This window comes from Streptococcus oralis, assembly GCF_002386345.1.
GTDB classification, from domain to species: domain Bacteria; phylum Bacillota; class Bacilli; order Lactobacillales; family Streptococcaceae; genus Streptococcus; species Streptococcus oralis_S.
Genome location: NZ_CP023507.1, coordinates 624,313 through 641,284 on the forward strand (window position 1 = coordinate 624,313; position 16,972 = coordinate 641,284).

Annotated in this window: 12 protein-coding genes; 11 read left to right on the top strand and 1 reads right to left on the bottom strand. The window is 40.3% G+C overall.

From position 1 onward, the window contains the following. Positions 1-109: 109 nt before the first annotated feature. From CO686_RS03100 to CO686_RS03120, 5 genes are read left to right on the top strand one after another with little or no spacing between them, the layout of a single operon-like run. Positions 110-946, top strand: coding sequence for a LicD family protein (locus tag CO686_RS03100; RefSeq protein WP_049501397.1), 837 nt, complete (start codon positions 110-112; stop codon positions 944-946). Continuing rightward, on the top strand, positions 943-1,911 hold the full coding sequence (locus CO686_RS03105) for a glycosyltransferase family 2 protein (RefSeq protein WP_096753483.1): 969 nt from the start codon (positions 943-945) through the stop codon (positions 1,909-1,911). The genes CO686_RS03100 and CO686_RS03105 overlap by 4 nt, the downstream gene beginning before the upstream one ends. A gap of 21 nt (positions 1,912-1,932) precedes the next feature. After that, positions 1,933-4,092 carry an O-antigen ligase family protein gene (locus CO686_RS03110; RefSeq protein WP_049500341.1) on the top strand — a complete coding sequence of 720 codons (2,160 nt, stop codon included), beginning with the start codon at positions 1,933-1,935 and terminating at the stop codon, positions 4,090-4,092. Positions 4,093-4,149: 57 nt separating this feature from the next. Further along, entirely contained in the window at positions 4,150-4,962 is an 813-nt protein-coding gene (locus CO686_RS03115) for a LicD family protein (protein ID WP_000004176.1), read from the top strand. Between the two features lie 42 nt (positions 4,963-5,004). Beyond that, the gene (locus tag CO686_RS03120; protein WP_000792509.1) at positions 5,005-7,533 is read left to right on the top strand and encodes an MBL fold metallo-hydrolase; all 2,529 of its coding nucleotides are present in this window, start codon (positions 5,005-5,007) and stop codon (positions 7,531-7,533) included. 46 nt (positions 7,534-7,579) lie between these two features. On the opposite strand, the gene CO686_RS03125 is transcribed toward CO686_RS03120, so the two are convergent. After that, entirely contained in the window at positions 7,580-9,058 is a 1,479-nt protein-coding gene (locus tag CO686_RS03125) for an oligosaccharide flippase family protein (protein ID WP_049490167.1), read from the bottom strand. 122 nt (positions 9,059-9,180) lie between these two features. On the opposite strand from CO686_RS03125, the gene mecA reads away from it, so the two are divergent. From mecA to CO686_RS03160, 6 genes are all read left to right on the top strand, one after another. Beyond that, positions 9,181-9,921 carry an adaptor protein MecA gene (gene mecA, locus CO686_RS03130; protein WP_000782705.1) on the top strand — a complete coding sequence of 247 codons (741 nt, stop codon included), beginning with the start codon at positions 9,181-9,183 and terminating at the stop codon, positions 9,919-9,921. Positions 9,922-10,068: 147 nt separating this feature from the next. Continuing rightward, positions 10,069-11,355 carry a homoserine dehydrogenase gene (locus tag CO686_RS03135; RefSeq protein ID WP_000216365.1) on the top strand — a complete coding sequence of 429 codons (1,287 nt, stop codon included), beginning with the start codon at positions 10,069-10,071 and terminating at the stop codon, positions 11,353-11,355. A 1-nt stretch (position 11,356) separates the two neighbouring features. After that, entirely contained in the window at positions 11,357-12,226 is an 870-nt protein-coding gene (gene thrB / locus CO686_RS03140; protein WP_045617364.1) for a homoserine kinase, read from the top strand. 257 nt (positions 12,227-12,483) lie between these two features. After that, a complete protein-coding gene (msrB, locus tag CO686_RS03150; protein WP_096753484.1) occupies positions 12,484-13,422 on the top strand; it encodes a peptide-methionine (R)-S-oxide reductase MsrB in 939 nt (312 codons plus the stop codon). A 59-nt stretch (positions 13,423-13,481) separates the two neighbouring features. Then, positions 13,482-15,206, top strand: a complete 1,725-nt coding sequence (locus CO686_RS03155) for an ABC transporter ATP-binding protein (RefSeq protein WP_096753485.1) — start codon at positions 13,482-13,484, stop codon at positions 15,204-15,206. Position 15,207: 1 nt separating this feature from the next. Then, on the top strand, positions 15,208-16,956 hold the full coding sequence (locus CO686_RS03160) for an ABC transporter ATP-binding protein (protein WP_049550371.1): 1,749 nt from the start codon (positions 15,208-15,210) through the stop codon (positions 16,954-16,956). Positions 16,957-16,972: the final 16 nt, after the last annotated feature.

Genomic DNA, 16,972 nt, shown 5'->3' on the forward strand with positions numbered 1-16,972 from the left:
TGAAAAAGTGGTTTAGGCTTTGATTTTTCTTAGTATCTGATGGATTTTTAGGGCTTTTTTATGGTATAATAAAACGATATAACTCGTTATTGGACAGAAGAGGAGAGACATGAGTGATTTGAAAGCGATTCAGGCTCGTAGTCTGGAAATGGCTGAATATTTCGTCGCATTTTGTAAAGAACATGATTTGTTGTGCTATCTCTGTGGTGGAGGAGCCATTGGCGCCCTTCGTAATAAGGGCTTCATTCCTTGGGATGATGATCTAGACTTTTTTATGCCACGTAAGGACTATGAAAAATTAGCAGAACTGTGGCCACGTTATGCAGACGAGCGTTATTTCTTGTCAAAGAGTAACAAAGATTTTGTAGACCGTAACCTTTTTATTACCATTCGTGACAAGGAAACTACTTGTATCAAGCCTTATCAAAAGGATTTGGATTTGCCACACGGTTTGGCCTTGGATGTTTTACCATTGGATTATTATCCTAAAAATCCAGCTGAGCGTAAGAAACAGGTTCGTTGGGCCCTGATTTATTCACTCTTTTGCGCCCAAATTATCCCAGAAAAGCATGGTGCAGTCATGAAATGGGGAAGTCGTATCTTACTCGGCCTGACTCCAAAATCTCTACGTTATCGCATTTGGAAAAAAGCTGAAAAAGAAATGACCAAGTATGGTCTGGCTGAGAGCGATGGAATTACGGAATTATGCTCAGGTCCCGGCTACATGCGAAACAAATACCCAATCGCATCCTTTGAAGACAATCTTTTTTTGCCATTTGAAGGAACAGAGATGCCTATCCCAGTTGGCTACGATGCCTATCTCAGCACTGCTTTTGGGGATTATATGACACCGCCACCAGCGGACAAGCAAGTACCGCATCATGACGCCATTATAGCAGACATGGACAAGAGCTACACAGAGTACAAGGGAGAATACGGAGCATGATGGGAGAAAAAATAAGCGTTATCGTTCCAGTCTACAATGTAGAAGCCTATCTGGAGCGATGTGTGGAGTCGATTCTTCAACAGACTTATACCCATTTTGAGTTAATCCTAATCAACGATGGTTCTACTGATTCTAGTGGACAGATCTGTGATCACTTAGCATCTCAGTATGAGAATATCAAGGTTTATCATATCGAAAATGCTGGTGTTTCAAATGCTAGAAATATGGGAATTCAGCTAGCGACGGGTTCTTGGGTTACCTTTATTGATAGCGATGATTTCGTTACCCAGGATTACCTAGCTACTTTAGCAAGTGCAGTTGAAGGGGTGAATGTAGGCTTTGTTATTGCTCCTCTGCACCATATCAAAAACGGCATTGTAACAGACCTACCTTCACATTCTGGAAAAACAGAACTCTGGTCAACAGAAGAAACCATGAAGGAACTACTGATGACTACCAGAACATCATTTTTTCCAGTTGCAAAACTGTTTAAGAGAGACCTACTTGCGGATGAAAAGTTTAATACAAACTATCACCTAGCTGAAGATGCCCTTTTTTTAACTGAATTGCTACTAAAGACAAGATGTAGTTGCGTATTTATTGACAAACCTGTTTATTATTATGATCATCGTGAGGGAAGTGCAACAACATCTGTTAATCGACATGTATTTGACACAATAGAAGTTTATAAGCAAATAATTGCTCAAGTTTCACAAGCCTTCCCTAATTTAAAATACGAATTAATAAATAGAGAATGTTGGTCGTACATCACAGTTTACGATAAAATTATCTTTACTTCACGTGAAGAGTATCAAAAGGAGAAAGCCGAGCTGAGGACTTGGATTGTTCAGCACCGACGCGAAATATGGAAAGATGCTTATTTCACCACTTTTCGCAAGGTAGCTATCCTTTCACTTGTCATTTCTCCATGGCTATATAAGAAAATTGTTGGATTAAAAAACTAATATCATGAGAAGGAGTTGAAAATGAATTTTTCAAAAATGGATGAATACTTTGAAAAATCAAAACTATGGATTGCGTATCTATTTGTTTTCATTTCGATTTTAAGTATGAGTTCACTGGTTTATAAGATAGCAAATCCCCTCTACAAGGGATTATCAGCGATTGTAGTGCTTTATATTTGCTATACCTTATTGTTTAAGTGGAAAGAAATCACAGCAGATCGCAAATTTCTATCCTTATTTGGACTCTTAGCTGGAAGTCATCTGCTATCAGCTGTTTTCAATCGCTCTGGACATCTGATTGGAAATGTGATTGAAATTCTCTTCATGGTAACCTATGTTTTATTATTTACCATGTTACAATCAGGGCAACTTAAAAAATTATTTGACTGGATTGCCTATACGGTTCAAATTGTATCTTTTTCTTCAGCAATTTTTGCGTTTGGTTTATTGTTAAGTAGAGTCCTTATCCTATTTAAGATTGGTGAACAATCTTATTACTATGGTGTCATGAATGGACGTCTGTGGGGAATTGTCAATCCAAATGCTAGTGCGATATTTTCATACATTAGCATTATTTTGGCTATGTATTTGATCCATAAAGGAAGTAAATATTCTGTTTATCTTAAACTGAACAACGTCATTCAATTAGTTTACTTCGCTACGATGCAAAGTCGAGGAGCCTTACTTTCTTTACTTCTCATGATTGGACTCTATAGTTTCTTTGCTACTAGAGGAAGTATCGTTAAACGATTCCTCACTTTTATAGTTGCTGGTTTGCTGATTACTGCAACTAATATTGGATTAAGCTATGTAACTTCAATCTATATCTCATCTGAAACTGCGACTGTCTTAGATTTAAACAATGGACAATCCTATGCTGAGACAGATTCGTCTGTCACTAAGAAAAACGGTGAGCTCCATCTAATCGAAACAACACCAAGTGGTAGAACCTATATCTGGAAAAATGCCATCAAGATGGGAAGTGCCAAACCAATTTTTGGTTATGGTGTACGAAATGTTCCAGATTATTACACAGAATATTTCAGTAAATTTGAGATTCAAAACTCCCTTATCGGTGGGAATTTCCATAACATTTTTGTGACCATATTTGTCAGTTCGGGAGTTCTAGGTTTGGTATCCTTCCTTCTTGTACTGGCTTATGTCATCAAGCGCTTTTTAACGTATTTGATTGTTTCCAAGAAAAATACTGATAAATTGATCATGATCCTATTCTTTGGTATCTTGTTTGGTCAATTATTTGAAAGTCAGATTATGTATTCAACCAACTTTATTAATATCATCTTCTGGCTAGCGATTGGCTATGGACTCGTAGTCTGCAAACGAGATGAAGGAGTTCGGTACCAAGAAGTAACAGACATCAATGAAATTCAACAGATGGAACTTGGAATCATGGAGTATATTCATGAAGTTTGTCAGAAAATTGGTGTCAAGTATTTCTTAGCATATGGAAGTCTAATTGGTGCTGTTCGCCATCAAGGATTTATCCCTTGGGATGATGACATGGATATCTGCATGTTACGAGAAGATTATGAAAAGTTGCAAGACTACCTTATCGCTAACCCTGATAAACGTTACGAGGTCATGTCTTATAAAAATAATCTCAACTATGTCTATCCCTTCATGAAAGTGCAGGATAACCATACCTACTTGCTGGAAGAAGATGTTCGCATCGATTCGAATATGGGAATCTATGTAGATATTTTCCCTGTAGATGGCTACGAGGATGACGTAGAATTTAAAAACAAGATGACGAAACTGATAAAGAAACGTCAATTGAGTTGCTACACCTTTAAAGGCATTACCAATACGAAAAGTGTACTGAATTCACTGCTACGTTATGTGTCAGTTATTATTTTCTATTTTACCAATACGAACAAATACGTTGCCCAGATTGAAGAGCTTGCAAAATCCCGTAAAGTCTCAGATTATGAGCAGGTGGATTATCTTATCTACAAGGATATGAACAAACCAGTGTGGAGACGTGAATGGCTGGAACAAGTTACTACTGGAACATTTGAAGGTAAGGAATTTACCATTCCGAAAAATTATCATGAAATTTTGACCTCAGACTACGGAGACTATATGCAATTGCCACCGGTTGAACAAAGAGTATCTCATCATGATTTTAAATTATGGAAGATTGTTAAAAGGTCTAAATGACGGGATTGGGATTAAGAAACGTTTAAAAATATAGTCAAATTTAGGAGAATAGAACCTATGTCTGAAAGAACTTTAACTCTTGAAGAAATAAAGCAAGTAGAATTGGATATTTTAAAGTATCTACATGATCTTTGTGAACAACATCAAATCAAATACTTTATTGATTTTGGAACCTTACTAGGGGCTGTACGCCATAAAGGATTTATCCCTTGGGATGATGATACAGATATTTCCTTGGCGCGTGATGAATTTGAAAAACTGTATAAGGTTTTACAAAATGAAAATCATCCCTACTACAAATTGATTTCATTCAGAGAAACAAAGGGATATCCATACAGTTATATGAGAGTCTATGATGTAAGGACTCGTCGAGATGCTAACCTCGTAGACCCAACGGTCGTATTGGGAACTTGCGTTGACATTTTTCCTTATGATGGTGTCGTAACACAGGAAAGTGACCGTAAGAAAATGAAGCTCTACAAATATTTCATTCGCCTTTCTTCTTTGAATTTTAAAGGGATCAAGTCTGAGAATGGTGGACTAAAAAACCTCCCTCGTTATATGGGATCAGCTATTTTCCGCTTAACTTCCCCACAACTATGGAATCAAAAATTAGAGAGCCTTGCTTTGAAGTATAGTGTAGATCAAGCAACAGATCTTACTTGTACTATCTATGACCCTTATTATCCAAATGGTATAAAAAAAGAATGGCTCTATGATTTGATTGATATGCCTTATGAAGACATTGTGGTCAAGGTTCCGAGAAAATACCATGAAATACTTGTCTACGAATTTGGAGAAAACTATATGACTCCACCGCCTATTGAGCAACAAGTCCCAGGAGGGGATAAAAATTATTGGATTGATTAGATTAAAAAAGTTGCTTATTGTTAAGATAAAGGAGTTTTCAAGGTGAAAAATAAATGGTTATTAAAATCAGTCAGCTATAGTGTTCTCGCATTCTTTCTATTACTGATTCAGTTATCGCAAGGAGTAGATGCAGATACCATCTCTGCAGGTTCGGGCAATCGTATCCATTTCATAAATACTAAAGCAAAATCTGGGAGTGATGCCATCCTTCTGGAAAGCAATGGTCACTATGCTTTGATTGATATGGGAGAAGACTATGATTTTCCTGATGGGAGTGACCCACGCTATCCAAGCCGCTGGGGAATTTCCATGAGAAATTATCAAGTATTGGAGGATCGATTGATTCGCCACTTGGATCAAATAGGTGTAAAAAAATTAGATTTTATTATAGGAACTCATGTTCATAGTGACCATATTGGTGGAGCGGACGAAATACTCAATCGATATCAGGTCGGTAAGTTTTATTTGAAAAAATATTCAGATGATCGGATCACAGCAAACTGGGGACTATGGGATAATCTTTTCAATTATGATAATGCTTTGAGAGCAGCTCAAAAACGAGGAGTTACTCTTATCCAGAATATTTCAGATGAGGATAGCCATCTAAAATTAGGTGATATGGATATCCAACTCTACAACTATAAGAATGAATATGATGCTGACGGGAATCTGAAAAAAGTTCGAGATGATAACTCCAACTCCATCGTTTCAGTAGTGACTGTGGCAGGAAAGAGAATCTATCTTGGTGGAGATTTGGATAATGCCGAGGGAGCAGAAGATAAGTTAGGTCCAGTTATCGGCAAGGTTGATATGATGAAATGGAACCACCATTATGATGCGACAATTTCAAATACGATTAATTTCCTAGAAAACTTATCACCAAAAATGATTATTCAGACAACTGGTGGAGATATTAATGTTGCTTCAACCAGAGAATACCTTCAGAAGAAAAATATTCAGGTTCTTCATGCTGCGAGCCAAACTCAAGATGCTACCGTTTTTGATATTAGCGATAAAGGATTTGCTAATGTTTCAAATACCTTCCCTGATATCCCTGTAGTTGACGAAAAATGGTATCAAGAAGATGGTTATTGGAAATATCGTTTGACTGACGGAGAAATGGCTATCGGCTGGAGAGAGATTGGCGGAGCCACTTATTTCTTTAATGGAAAAGGACAAATGCAAGCAGGTCGCTGGCTTCACCTTAACGACGACTGGGGAGAAAATGCCAAAGGGAATGATTACTATCTGAACCAAAATGGTAAAATGCAAACTGGTGGTTGGTTCAAACTAGATGACTCTTGGTATTATATCCAATCAAATGGTGCTAGACGATTTAGCGAGCTCTCTGAAATTGGAGGGAAAAAGTATCTCTTTGCGGCAGATGGGAAGATGCTAACAGGACACCAAGTTTATAATGGCAAGAAGATGTTCTTTAGCGAAAGTGGTGCACTCCAAACAGCAGGTAAGCCTTCAACATGGCAAAAGATTGATTCAGATTGGTATTTCTATGATGAGTATGGGCTAAAGACCGTTGGTAAAAAGAATATCAATGGAAGCACATACTACTTTAATCAAGAAGGTATCATGCAAACTGGCTGGACCTTTGTTGATGGTCACTGGAACTATTTTGCAAGTTCTGGAGCTATGAAAACCGGCTGGGTCAAGGATCAGGAAACATGGTATTATCTGGATAAAGATGGCATCATGCTAACTGGTAGACAAGATGTAAATGGTGTTCGTTACTATTTGAATGCTAGTGGTGCCATGCAGACTGGCTGGAAGTGGCAAGACAATAGCTGGTACTTCTATACGAACTCAGGTGCTATGAAAACTGGTTGGTTGAAAGATAAAGAATCATGGTATTATTTGGATCCAGAAACTGGTATCATGGCTGTAGGATCTAAAGAGGTTGACGGTAAGAACTATTTCTTCAGCTCTGCAGGGACTATGCAAGTTGGATGGCAGTGGTCAAATGATTCTTGGCATTATTACGCTACGTCTGGCGCACTCCAAACTGGTTGGTTGAAAGATGGTGATGTCTGGTATTATCTTGAAGGTAAGGAAGGCGATATGTTAGTCGGCCTCCATCAAGTAGATGGTAAGCAATATTACTTTAGCAAATCTGGAGCCATGCAAACTGGCTGGAAATGGTTTGATAATCATTACCGTTACTTTGAATCAAATGGAGCCATGAAAACTGGTTGGATAAAAGACAAAGGTGTCTGGTATTATCTAAATCCTGAAGATGGCATCATGTTGGTTGGCCTTCATAAAGTAAATGGTGATCATTATTACTTTGATGAATCAGGAGCTATGCAGACAGGTTGGAAACAGCTTGATGGTAATTGGTACTATTTCCAAGCTGATGGTTCTTTGTTGAAGAACGCAACAACACCTGATGGTTACAAAGTAAACGAAGAAGGTATCTGGAAACAGGCTGTTGCTGCTGTAAATAGCGAGGCAGTCAAGCCAGAACAGAAACAAGAAGCTAATTCCTCTATTGTTGAACAACCTAAACAAGATTCAAATCTAGAAGCCAACGCTTCTGATAAGAAAGAAAACGAATAAAGAAGAAATCCCCTACTGGCAACTAATTTATCAGTAGGGGATTTTTTTAATTTCGTTTTAATTTAGCAAGTACAAGGTTCAGTGCATAGTGGAGTGTTTTGTCTTTGGTAATAAAGAGGGTCAAGAGGTAATAGATACCACAAGTTGCTACGGTAGACAGAACCATGAGAATCATATTGAAGTTTACTGTGTAGGAATTGATTTGGAAAATCATCTTGAAAATATAGAAGATTGGGATAAAACCAAGGGATATGAGGCTATAACGTGTTAAGGTTATAAAAATTTCTTTTAAACTAATCAGTTGGTGTTTCTTGATAAAATGAATTTCAAGTAAAACAACGATAGTTTCTGCGATAATGGTCGTAGCGATGTAATACTCAGGTGCAAAAATATTATTGAAATACAAGATGCTATTTAATAGTATATTGGCACCACCACCAAGGAAGTAGAAGGCGGTTAAGCGATTTTCATGGTCGTTGATAAAGATAATCTGTTTACCAAGAATCAACTCAATAGCCCAAATGATGGTACGAAAAGCGAAGACGCTAGTTACGATACCCGCTTCAAGATATTTTTCAGAAGAATAAATAACAGTTGCGTACCGTCCCAATATCATAATCCCGATACTAGTTGGAACCATAAGGAAATAGAATAAGGATGCCGCTTGATTCACGAGATAATTATAGGACTTGTAATCCTTTTTCCCGAGATAGTAGCCGAGGCGTGGAATACTGACGTTGATAGCTCCACTCAAGACACTGGCAATCAGCATGACTATACTATAGGCAATTGTATAGTAGGAAATATAGTTTTCATCCGGCCCCTTAGTGATAAACATTCTATCTAACAAGGTATAAAGCATATTAGCGTTCGCTAAGAGAAGCATAGTAAAGAGTGGTTTAGAAGCTTTGACTAATTCGACGAATCCAATCTTAACAAAAGAAACTTCTCTCTTAATCCAAAGAAAACTGAGCAGATAGTTGAGGATAGTGGTCGCTGTCATAACGATAGCATAAGGAACGATATCATCTGCCGTTTTAACAAAGGCGAAGATAGCGACCAGCATGGTAATTCGAATAATTAATGTTTTGTAGAGGATGAAGGCATAGTTTTCATAAGCCTCGTTCATCCATTCGATATTGAGAAATTGGAAGAGTGCTTGAGCCCCTAAGATGTAGTAGAGAACTTTCAGATTCTCAATGCTGGTGTCAAAGAAGATAATGAGGAAGTAGATACCAGTGGTCAGGAGAGAGGTGAAAACCGATATATAAAACAACTTAGAAAAGACGTAGTTGATTTTATTCTTGTCATCCTTGACCTTACTGATAGCTCGAATCCCGTAGTTGTATATTCCAAAGGCAGCTAGTGGAATAACGAAACTTGCCCAGGTATTGGCTGTATTGAAATAACCGTAGTTGGATTTGCTGAGAATCCGCGTCAGATAAGGATTGGTTATCAGTGGAAAAACGATATTGAGAATATTGACCAGCAAGCTGGCCAAGGCATTTACTTTTATATTTTTCATTGAACTTTCTTTCTTAAATCTAAAATCATATCTAGTATTATATCACATTCTCGCTTCATTCTTTTGATAAAATCGTAAAAATCTAGTATAATAGATAGACTGAAAGTATGAGGTTACTAGATATGAAGATGAAACAAATCAGTGATACAACACTGAAAATCACGATGACTTTAGATGATTTGATGGATCGGGGAATGGAGATTGCAGACTTTCTCGTTCCTCAGGAAAAAACCGAAGAGTTTTTCTATGCGATTTTAGATGAGTTAGAGATGCCAGACAATTTCTTGGATAGTGGCATGCTGAGTTTCCGCGTGACGCCAAAACCTGATAAGGTCGACGTCTTTGTGACCAAGTCCAAGATTGACCAAAATTTGGATTTTGAAGATTTGGCGGATCTACCAGACATGGAAGAATTAGCCCAAATGTCGCCGGATGAATTTCTCAAAACCTTGGAAAAGAGTATTGCAGATAAAACCAAGGACGATATTGAGGCCATCCAATCTCTAGAGCAGGTCGAAGCAAAGGAAGAAGAGCAAGAGCAGGCAGACAAGGAGACTGAGAGTAAGAAAGAACCTTATATATACTATATCCTGCGCTTTGCAAGCCTTGCTGACTTAGTTTCTTTTGCAAAGACGGTTAACTACCAGATGGAAACCTCTGAACTCTATAAGATGAATGGACACTATTATTTGACAATCTTAGTCGATGTAGAAAATCATCCAAGTCCATATCCAGCCTGGCTCTTGGCTCGTATGCGTGAGTTTGCAGACGACAGTGATATCAGTCGTTCAGTCTTGCAAGAGTATGGGCAAATCTTGATCAATCACGATGCAGTTCTCGGTCTGCAAAAGATTCGTTCATAATTTTTAAAATCAATTTTCATTTATCAAGAAAGACGAATCATGGGATTCGTTTTTTCTTTACTAGACTGAAATAGTGATTTACTATAATAGGAATTTTCACAAAATTCTGTTATAATGGCTATATCAGAAAATTTCTAGGAGACAAACATGACAGTTAAAATTGCTTTACTTGGATTTGGTACCGTTGCAAGTGGCGTGCCATTCCTCCTAAAGGAAAATGGAGAAAAAATCGTTCAGTCAGCTCATTCAGAGATTGAAGTGGCCAAGGTATTGGTCAAGGATGAAGATGAAAAGAACCGCTTGCTTGCAGCAGGAAATGACTTTAATTTTGTGACCAATGTAGATGATATTTTGTCAGACAAGGACATTACTATCGTAGTGGAATTGATGGGGCGTATCGAACCAGCTAAGACCTTTATCACTCGTGCCTTAGAAGCTGGGAAACATGTTGTTACTGCCAACAAGGACCTTTTGGCTGTCCATGGTGCAGAATTGTTAGAAATTGCTAAAGAGCATAATGTAGCACTTTACTACGAAGCAGCAGTTGCTGGTGGTATTCCAATTCTTCGTACTTTGGCAAATTCGTTGGCTTCTGACAAAATTACGCGCGTTCTTGGCGTTGTTAATGGAACTTCCAACTTCATGATGACCAAGATGGTGGAAGAAGGCTGGTCTTATGACGATGCTCTGGCTGAAGCGCAAAGACTTGGATTTGCAGAAAGCGACCCTACAAATGACGTTGATGGGATTGATGCAGCCTACAAGATGGTGATTTTGAGCCAGTTTGCTTTTGGTATGAAGGTTGCCTTTGACGATGTAGCCCACAAGGGAATCCGTAACATCACACCAGAAGACGTAGCTGTAGCCCAAGACCTTGGCTATGTAGTGAAATTGGTTGGTTCTATCGAGGAAACTCCTTCAGGTATTGCTGCAGAAGTTACCCCAACCTTCCTTCCTAAAGCACATCCACTTGCCAGTGTGAATGGGGTAATGAACGCAGTCTTTGTGGAGTCTATAGGCATTGGTGAATCGATGTACTACGGACCAGGTGCGGGTCAAAAACCAACTGCGACAAGTGTTGTAGCAGATATTGTCCGTATCGTTCGTCGCTTGAATGATGGTACCATTGGTAAAGACTTCAACGAATACAGCCGTGATTTGGTCTTGGCAAATCCTGAAGATGTTAAAGCAAACTACTATTTCTCAATCTTGGCACCAGACTCAAAAGGTCAGGTCTTGAAATTGGCTGAGATTTTCAACGCTCAAGATATTTCCTTCAAGCAAATCCTCCAAGATGGCAAAGAGGGTGACAAAGCGCGTGTAGTGATTATCACTCATAAGATTAATAAAGCACAGCTTGAGAATGTTTCAGCTGAGTTGGCCAAAGCTTCAGAATTTGACCTCTTGAATACCTTCAAGGTGTTAGGAGAATAGGATGAAGATTATTGTACCTGCAACCAGTGCCAATATCGGGCCAGGTTTTGATTCGGTCGGTGTAGCTGTAACCAAGTATCTTCAAATTGAGGTCTGTGAAGAACGAGATGAGTGGTTGATTGAACACCAGATTGGTAAATGGATTCCCCATGACGAGCGTAATCTCTTGCTTAAGATTGCCTTGCAAATTGCACCTGACTTGCAACCGAGACGCTTGAAAATGACCAGTGATGTTCCCTTGGCGCGTGGTTTGGGTTCTTCTAGCTCGGTTATCGTTGCTGGGATTGAACTAGCTAACCAGCTGGGCAAGCTCAACTTATCAGACAATGAAAAATTGCAGCTGGCGACCAAGATTGAAGGGCATCCTGACAATGTGGCTCCAGCTATCTATGGAAATCTTGTTGTTGCGAGCTCTGTTGACGGAGAAGTTTCAGCCATTGTGGCAGACTTCCCAAAGTGTGATTTTCTAGCCTACATCCCAAACTATGAATTGCGTACCAGAGACAGCCGCGGTGTCTTGCCTAAAAAGTTGTCCTACAAGGAAGCTGTTGCGGCAAGTTCGATTGCCAATGTTGCAGTTGCAGCCTTGTTGGCAGGAGACATGGTGACTGCTGGTCAGGCGATTGAGGGAGACCTCTTCCACGAGCGCTATCGTCAAAGTCTGGTTCGTGAATTTACGACGATTAAGCAAGTAGCCAAAGAGAATGGTGCCTATGCAACCTATCTTTCTGGAGCTGGTCCGACAGTTATGGTTCTGGCTTCTCATGACAAGATGCCCAAGATTAAAGCTGAATTGCAAAAGCAGTCTTTCAAAGGCAAACTGCATGATTTGAAAGTTGATACCCAAGGTGTCCGTGTCGAAGCAAAATAAAGAATAGAAGATAGGATGGGGAAATTCTCGACCAGAGGACTTCCTATCCTTTTTTTGAAAAGAAGTTTATACTCAATGAAAATCAAAGAGCAAACTAGGAAGCTAGCCGCAGGTTGCTCAAAACATGGTTTTGAGGTTGTAGATGAAACTGACGAAGTTAGCTCAAAATACTGTTTTGAGGTTGCAGATGTAAGCTGACGTGGTTTGAAGAGATTTTGAAGAGTATTAGTTAAAAACTTGATAAAGGAGAAATAAAGATGGCAGAAATTTATCTAGCAGGTGGTTGTTTTTGGGGCCTAGAGGAGTATTTTTCACGAATTTCAGGCGTATTAGCAACCAGTGTTGGCTACGCTAATGGCCAAGTCGAAACAACTAATTACCAGCTGCTCAAGGAAACAGACCATGCAGAGACGGTTCAAGTGATTTATGATGAGAAAGCAGTGTCACTTAGAGAGATTTTGCTTTATTATTTCCGTGTCATTGATCCCTTGTCTATTAACCAACAAGGGAATGACCGTGGTCGCCAATATCGGACAGGAATCTATTACCAAGATGAAACAGACTTGCCAGCTATCTACACAGTGGTGCAGGAGCAGGAGCGTATGCTGGGGCGAAAGATTGCAGTAGAGGTGGAGAAACTTCGCCACTACATTTTAGCAGAAGACTACCATCAAGACTATCTCAAGAAAAATCCTTCCGGTTATTGTCATATCGATGTGACCGATGCTGAGAAGCCATTGATTGACGCAGCCAACTATGAAAAGCCTAGTCAAGAGGTGTTAAAGGAAAACTTAACTGAAGAGTCCTATCGTGTCACCCAAGAAGCTGCTACAGAGGCTCCATTTAGTAATGCTTATGACCAGACCTTCGAAGAAGGGATTTATGTAGATATCACGACTGGCGAGCCACTCTTTTTTGCCAAGGATAAGTTTGCTTCAGGTTGTGGTTGGCCAAGTTTTAGCCGTCCAATTTCCAAGGAATTGATTCATTATTACAAGGACTTGAGCCATGGGATGGAGCGAATCGAGGTTCGTTCTCGGTCAGGAAATGCTCACTTGGGTCATGTCTTTACAGATGGACCTCAGGAGTTAGGTGGCCTGCGTTACTGTATTAATTCTGCCTCCTTGCGCTTTGTAGCCAAGGATGAGATGGAAAAAGCAGGATATGGCTATCTATTACCTTACTTAAACAAATAAAACTGAGAGGGTGGGGCTTCCCACTTTCTTCATTTCCAGAATAAGAATAGAAGGGATTTATGAAACACTTACTATCTTACTTCAAACCCTACATCAATGAGTCGATTATAGCACCCTTGTTCAAGCTACTAGAAGCTGTTTTTGAGCTCTTGGTTCCCATGGTGATTGCTGGGATTGTTGACCAGTCCTTGCCTCAGAGAGATCAAGGCCATCTCTGGATGCAGATTGGCCTGCTCCTTATCTTTGCAGTGATTGGCGTTTTAGTGGCCTTGGTAGCTCAGTTTTACTCAGCCAAGGCAGCGGTTGGGTTTGCCAAAGAACTGACAGACGACCTTTATCGTCATATTCTTTCCCTACCCAAGGATAGCAGAGATCGTCTGACAACTTCTAGCTTGGTGACTCGCTTGACTTCGGATACTTACCAGATTCAGACTGGGATCAATCAATTCCTGCGCCTCTTTTTGCGAGCTCCCATTATCGTTTTTGGGGCTATCTTTATGGCCTATCGCATATCGGCTGAGCTAACTTTCTGGTTCTTAGTTATGGTTGTCATTTTGACGATTGTCATTGTCGGTCTCTCTCGACTGGTCAATCCTCTCTACAGCAGTCTCAGAAAGAAAACGGATCAGCTGGTTCAGGAAACGCGCCAGCAATTACAAGGCATGCGAGTTATTCGTGCTTTTGGTCAGGAAAAACGAGAGTTACAGATTTTTCAAACCCTTAACCAAGTTTATGCTAGATTGCAAGAAAAGACGGGTTTCTGGTCTAGTTTGTTAACACCTCTGACCTATCTGATTGTTAATGGAACTCTTCTCGTCATCATCTGGCAGGGCTATATTTCAATTCAAGGAGGTTTACTCAGTCAAGGTGCCCTCATTGCCCTCATCAACTATCTCTTGCAAATCTTGGTGGAATTGGTTAAGCTTGCCATGCTGATCAATTCCCTCAACCAGTCCTATATCTCAGCCAAGCGAATTGAGGAAGTTTTTACCGAAGCTCCAGAAGATATTTTTTCAGAATTAGAAGAAAAGCAAGCTACCGGTGATCGTGTTTTGCAAGTCAAAGAATTAACCTTTACCTATCCTGATGCGGCCCAGCCTTCTCTGAGAAACATTTCCTTTGATATGAATCAAGGGCAGATCCTTGGTATCATCGGGGGAACTGGTTCAGGTAAATCAAGCTTGGTGCAAGTCTTACTTGGTCTTTATCCAGCAGAAAAGGGGAGCATTGACCTTTATCGAGATGGATGTAGTCCTCGTAATCTTGAGCAGTGGCGGTCTTGGATTGCCTATGTACCTCAAAAAGTCGAACTTTTTAAAGGAACTATTCGTTCCAACTTGACTCTAGGTTTCAATCGAGAAGTGTCTGACCAAGAACTTTGGCAGGCCTTGGAAATTGCGCAAGCTAAGGATTTTGTCAGTGAAAAGGAAGGACTTTTGGATGCCCTAGTTGAGGCAGGAGGACGAAATTTCTCAGGTGGACAAAAACAAAGGCTATCTATTGCCCGAGCAGTCTTGCGACAAGCTCCATTTCTCATCCTAGATGATGCGACCTCGGCCCTGGACACCATCACTGAGTCCAAGCTCTTGAAAGCTATCCGAGAGAATTTACCTAACACGAGCTTAATCTTGATTTCTCAACGAACGTCTACACTTCAGATGGCTGACCAGATTCTCCTCTTGGAAAAAGGTGAGTTACTAGCTGTTGGCAAGCACGAGGAATTAATGAAGACTAGCCAAGTCTATCGCGAAATCAATGCATCCCAACATGGAAAGGAGGACTAGCATGAAACGACAAACCGCAAACCAGACGCTCAAACGTTTGGCCATAGATTTAGCAAACCATCCTTTCCTCCTTTTCCTTGCCTTTCTAGGAACTATTGCCCAAGTTGCTTTATCGATCTACCTACCTATCTTGATTGGGCAGGTCATTGACCAGGTCCTCGTAACTGGTTCTTCACCAGTTTTTTGGCAGATTTTCATCCAGATGATCTTGGTGATCATAGGAAATACACTGGTACAATGGGCCAATCCTCTTCTTTATAATCGTCTAATCTTCTCTTATACCAGAGACTTGCGGGAGCGAATCATTCATAAGCTCCATCGGTTACCGATTGCTTTTGTGGATCGGCAGGGCAGTGGAGAGATGGTTAGTCGTGTGACCACAGACATAGAACAGCTGGCAGCCGGCTTAACCATGATTTTCAATCAATTTTTCATTGGTGTTTTGATGATTTTGGTTAGTATTCTAGCCATGCTCCAAATTCATCTCCTCATGACCCTCTTGGTCTTGCTGTTGACGCCCCTGTCCATGGTGATTTCACGCTTTATTGCCAAGAGATCTTATCACCTCTTCCAGAAGCAAACGGAGACGAGAGGAATTCAGACTCAGTTGATTGAAGAGTCTCTTAGCCAGCAAACTATTATCCAGTCCTTCAATGCTCAAACAGAGTTTATCCAAAGACTGCATGTGGCTAATGCCAACTATGCAGGCTATTCTCAGTCAGCCATCTTTTATTCATCAACGGTTAATCCTTCAACTCGCTTTGTCAACGCACTCATTTATGCTCTTCTAGCTGGAGTAGGAGCTTATCGAATCATGATGGGGTCCACCTTGACCATCGGACGTTTAGTGACTTTTTTGAATTACGTCCAACAGTACACCAAGCCCTTTAATGATATTTCTTCTGTTTTAGCTGAGTTGCAAAGTGCTTTAGCTTGTGCAGAGCGTGTCTATGCTGTCTTAGAAAGTCCTGAGGTTGTTGAAACAGGTAAGGAAATCTTGACCAGTGACCAAGTTAAGGGAGCCATTTCCTTTAAGCATGTTTCTTTTGGATACAATCCTGAAAGGATCTTGATTAAGGATTTGTCTATCGATATCCCAGCTGGTAGCAAGGTAGCCATCGTTGGTCCGACAGGTGCTGGTAAGTCAACTCTTATCAATCTCCTCATGCGTTTTTATCCTATTAACTCGGGAGATATCTTGTTAGATGGGCAATCCATTTATGATTATACCCGAGCGTCATTGAGACAGCAGTTTGGGATGGTACTCCAAGAAACCTGGCTCAAGCAAGGGACCATTCATGACAATATTGCCTTTGGAAATCCTGATGCCAGTAGGGAGCAGGTGATTGCTGCCGCAAAAGCAGCCAACGCAGACTTTTTCATCCAACAGTTGCCACAGGGATACGATACCAAGTTGGAAAATGCAGGAGAATCCCTCTCTGTTGGGCAAGCCCAGCTCTTGACCATTGCCCGAGTCTTTCTAGCTATTCCCAAGATTCTCATCTTAGACGAGGCGACTTCTTCCATCGATACACGGACAGAAGTGCTAGTTCAGGATGCCTTTGCCAAACTAATGAAAGGGCGCACAAGCTTTATCATTGCTCACCGTTTGTCAACCATTCAGGATGCGGATTTGATTCTTGTCTTGGTAGATGGCGACATTGTGGAGCATGGTAACCATCATGATCTCATGGATAGAAAGGGCAAGTATTACCAAATGCAAAAAGCTGCGGCCTTTAGCTCTGAATAAGTCATTCCTACCCATT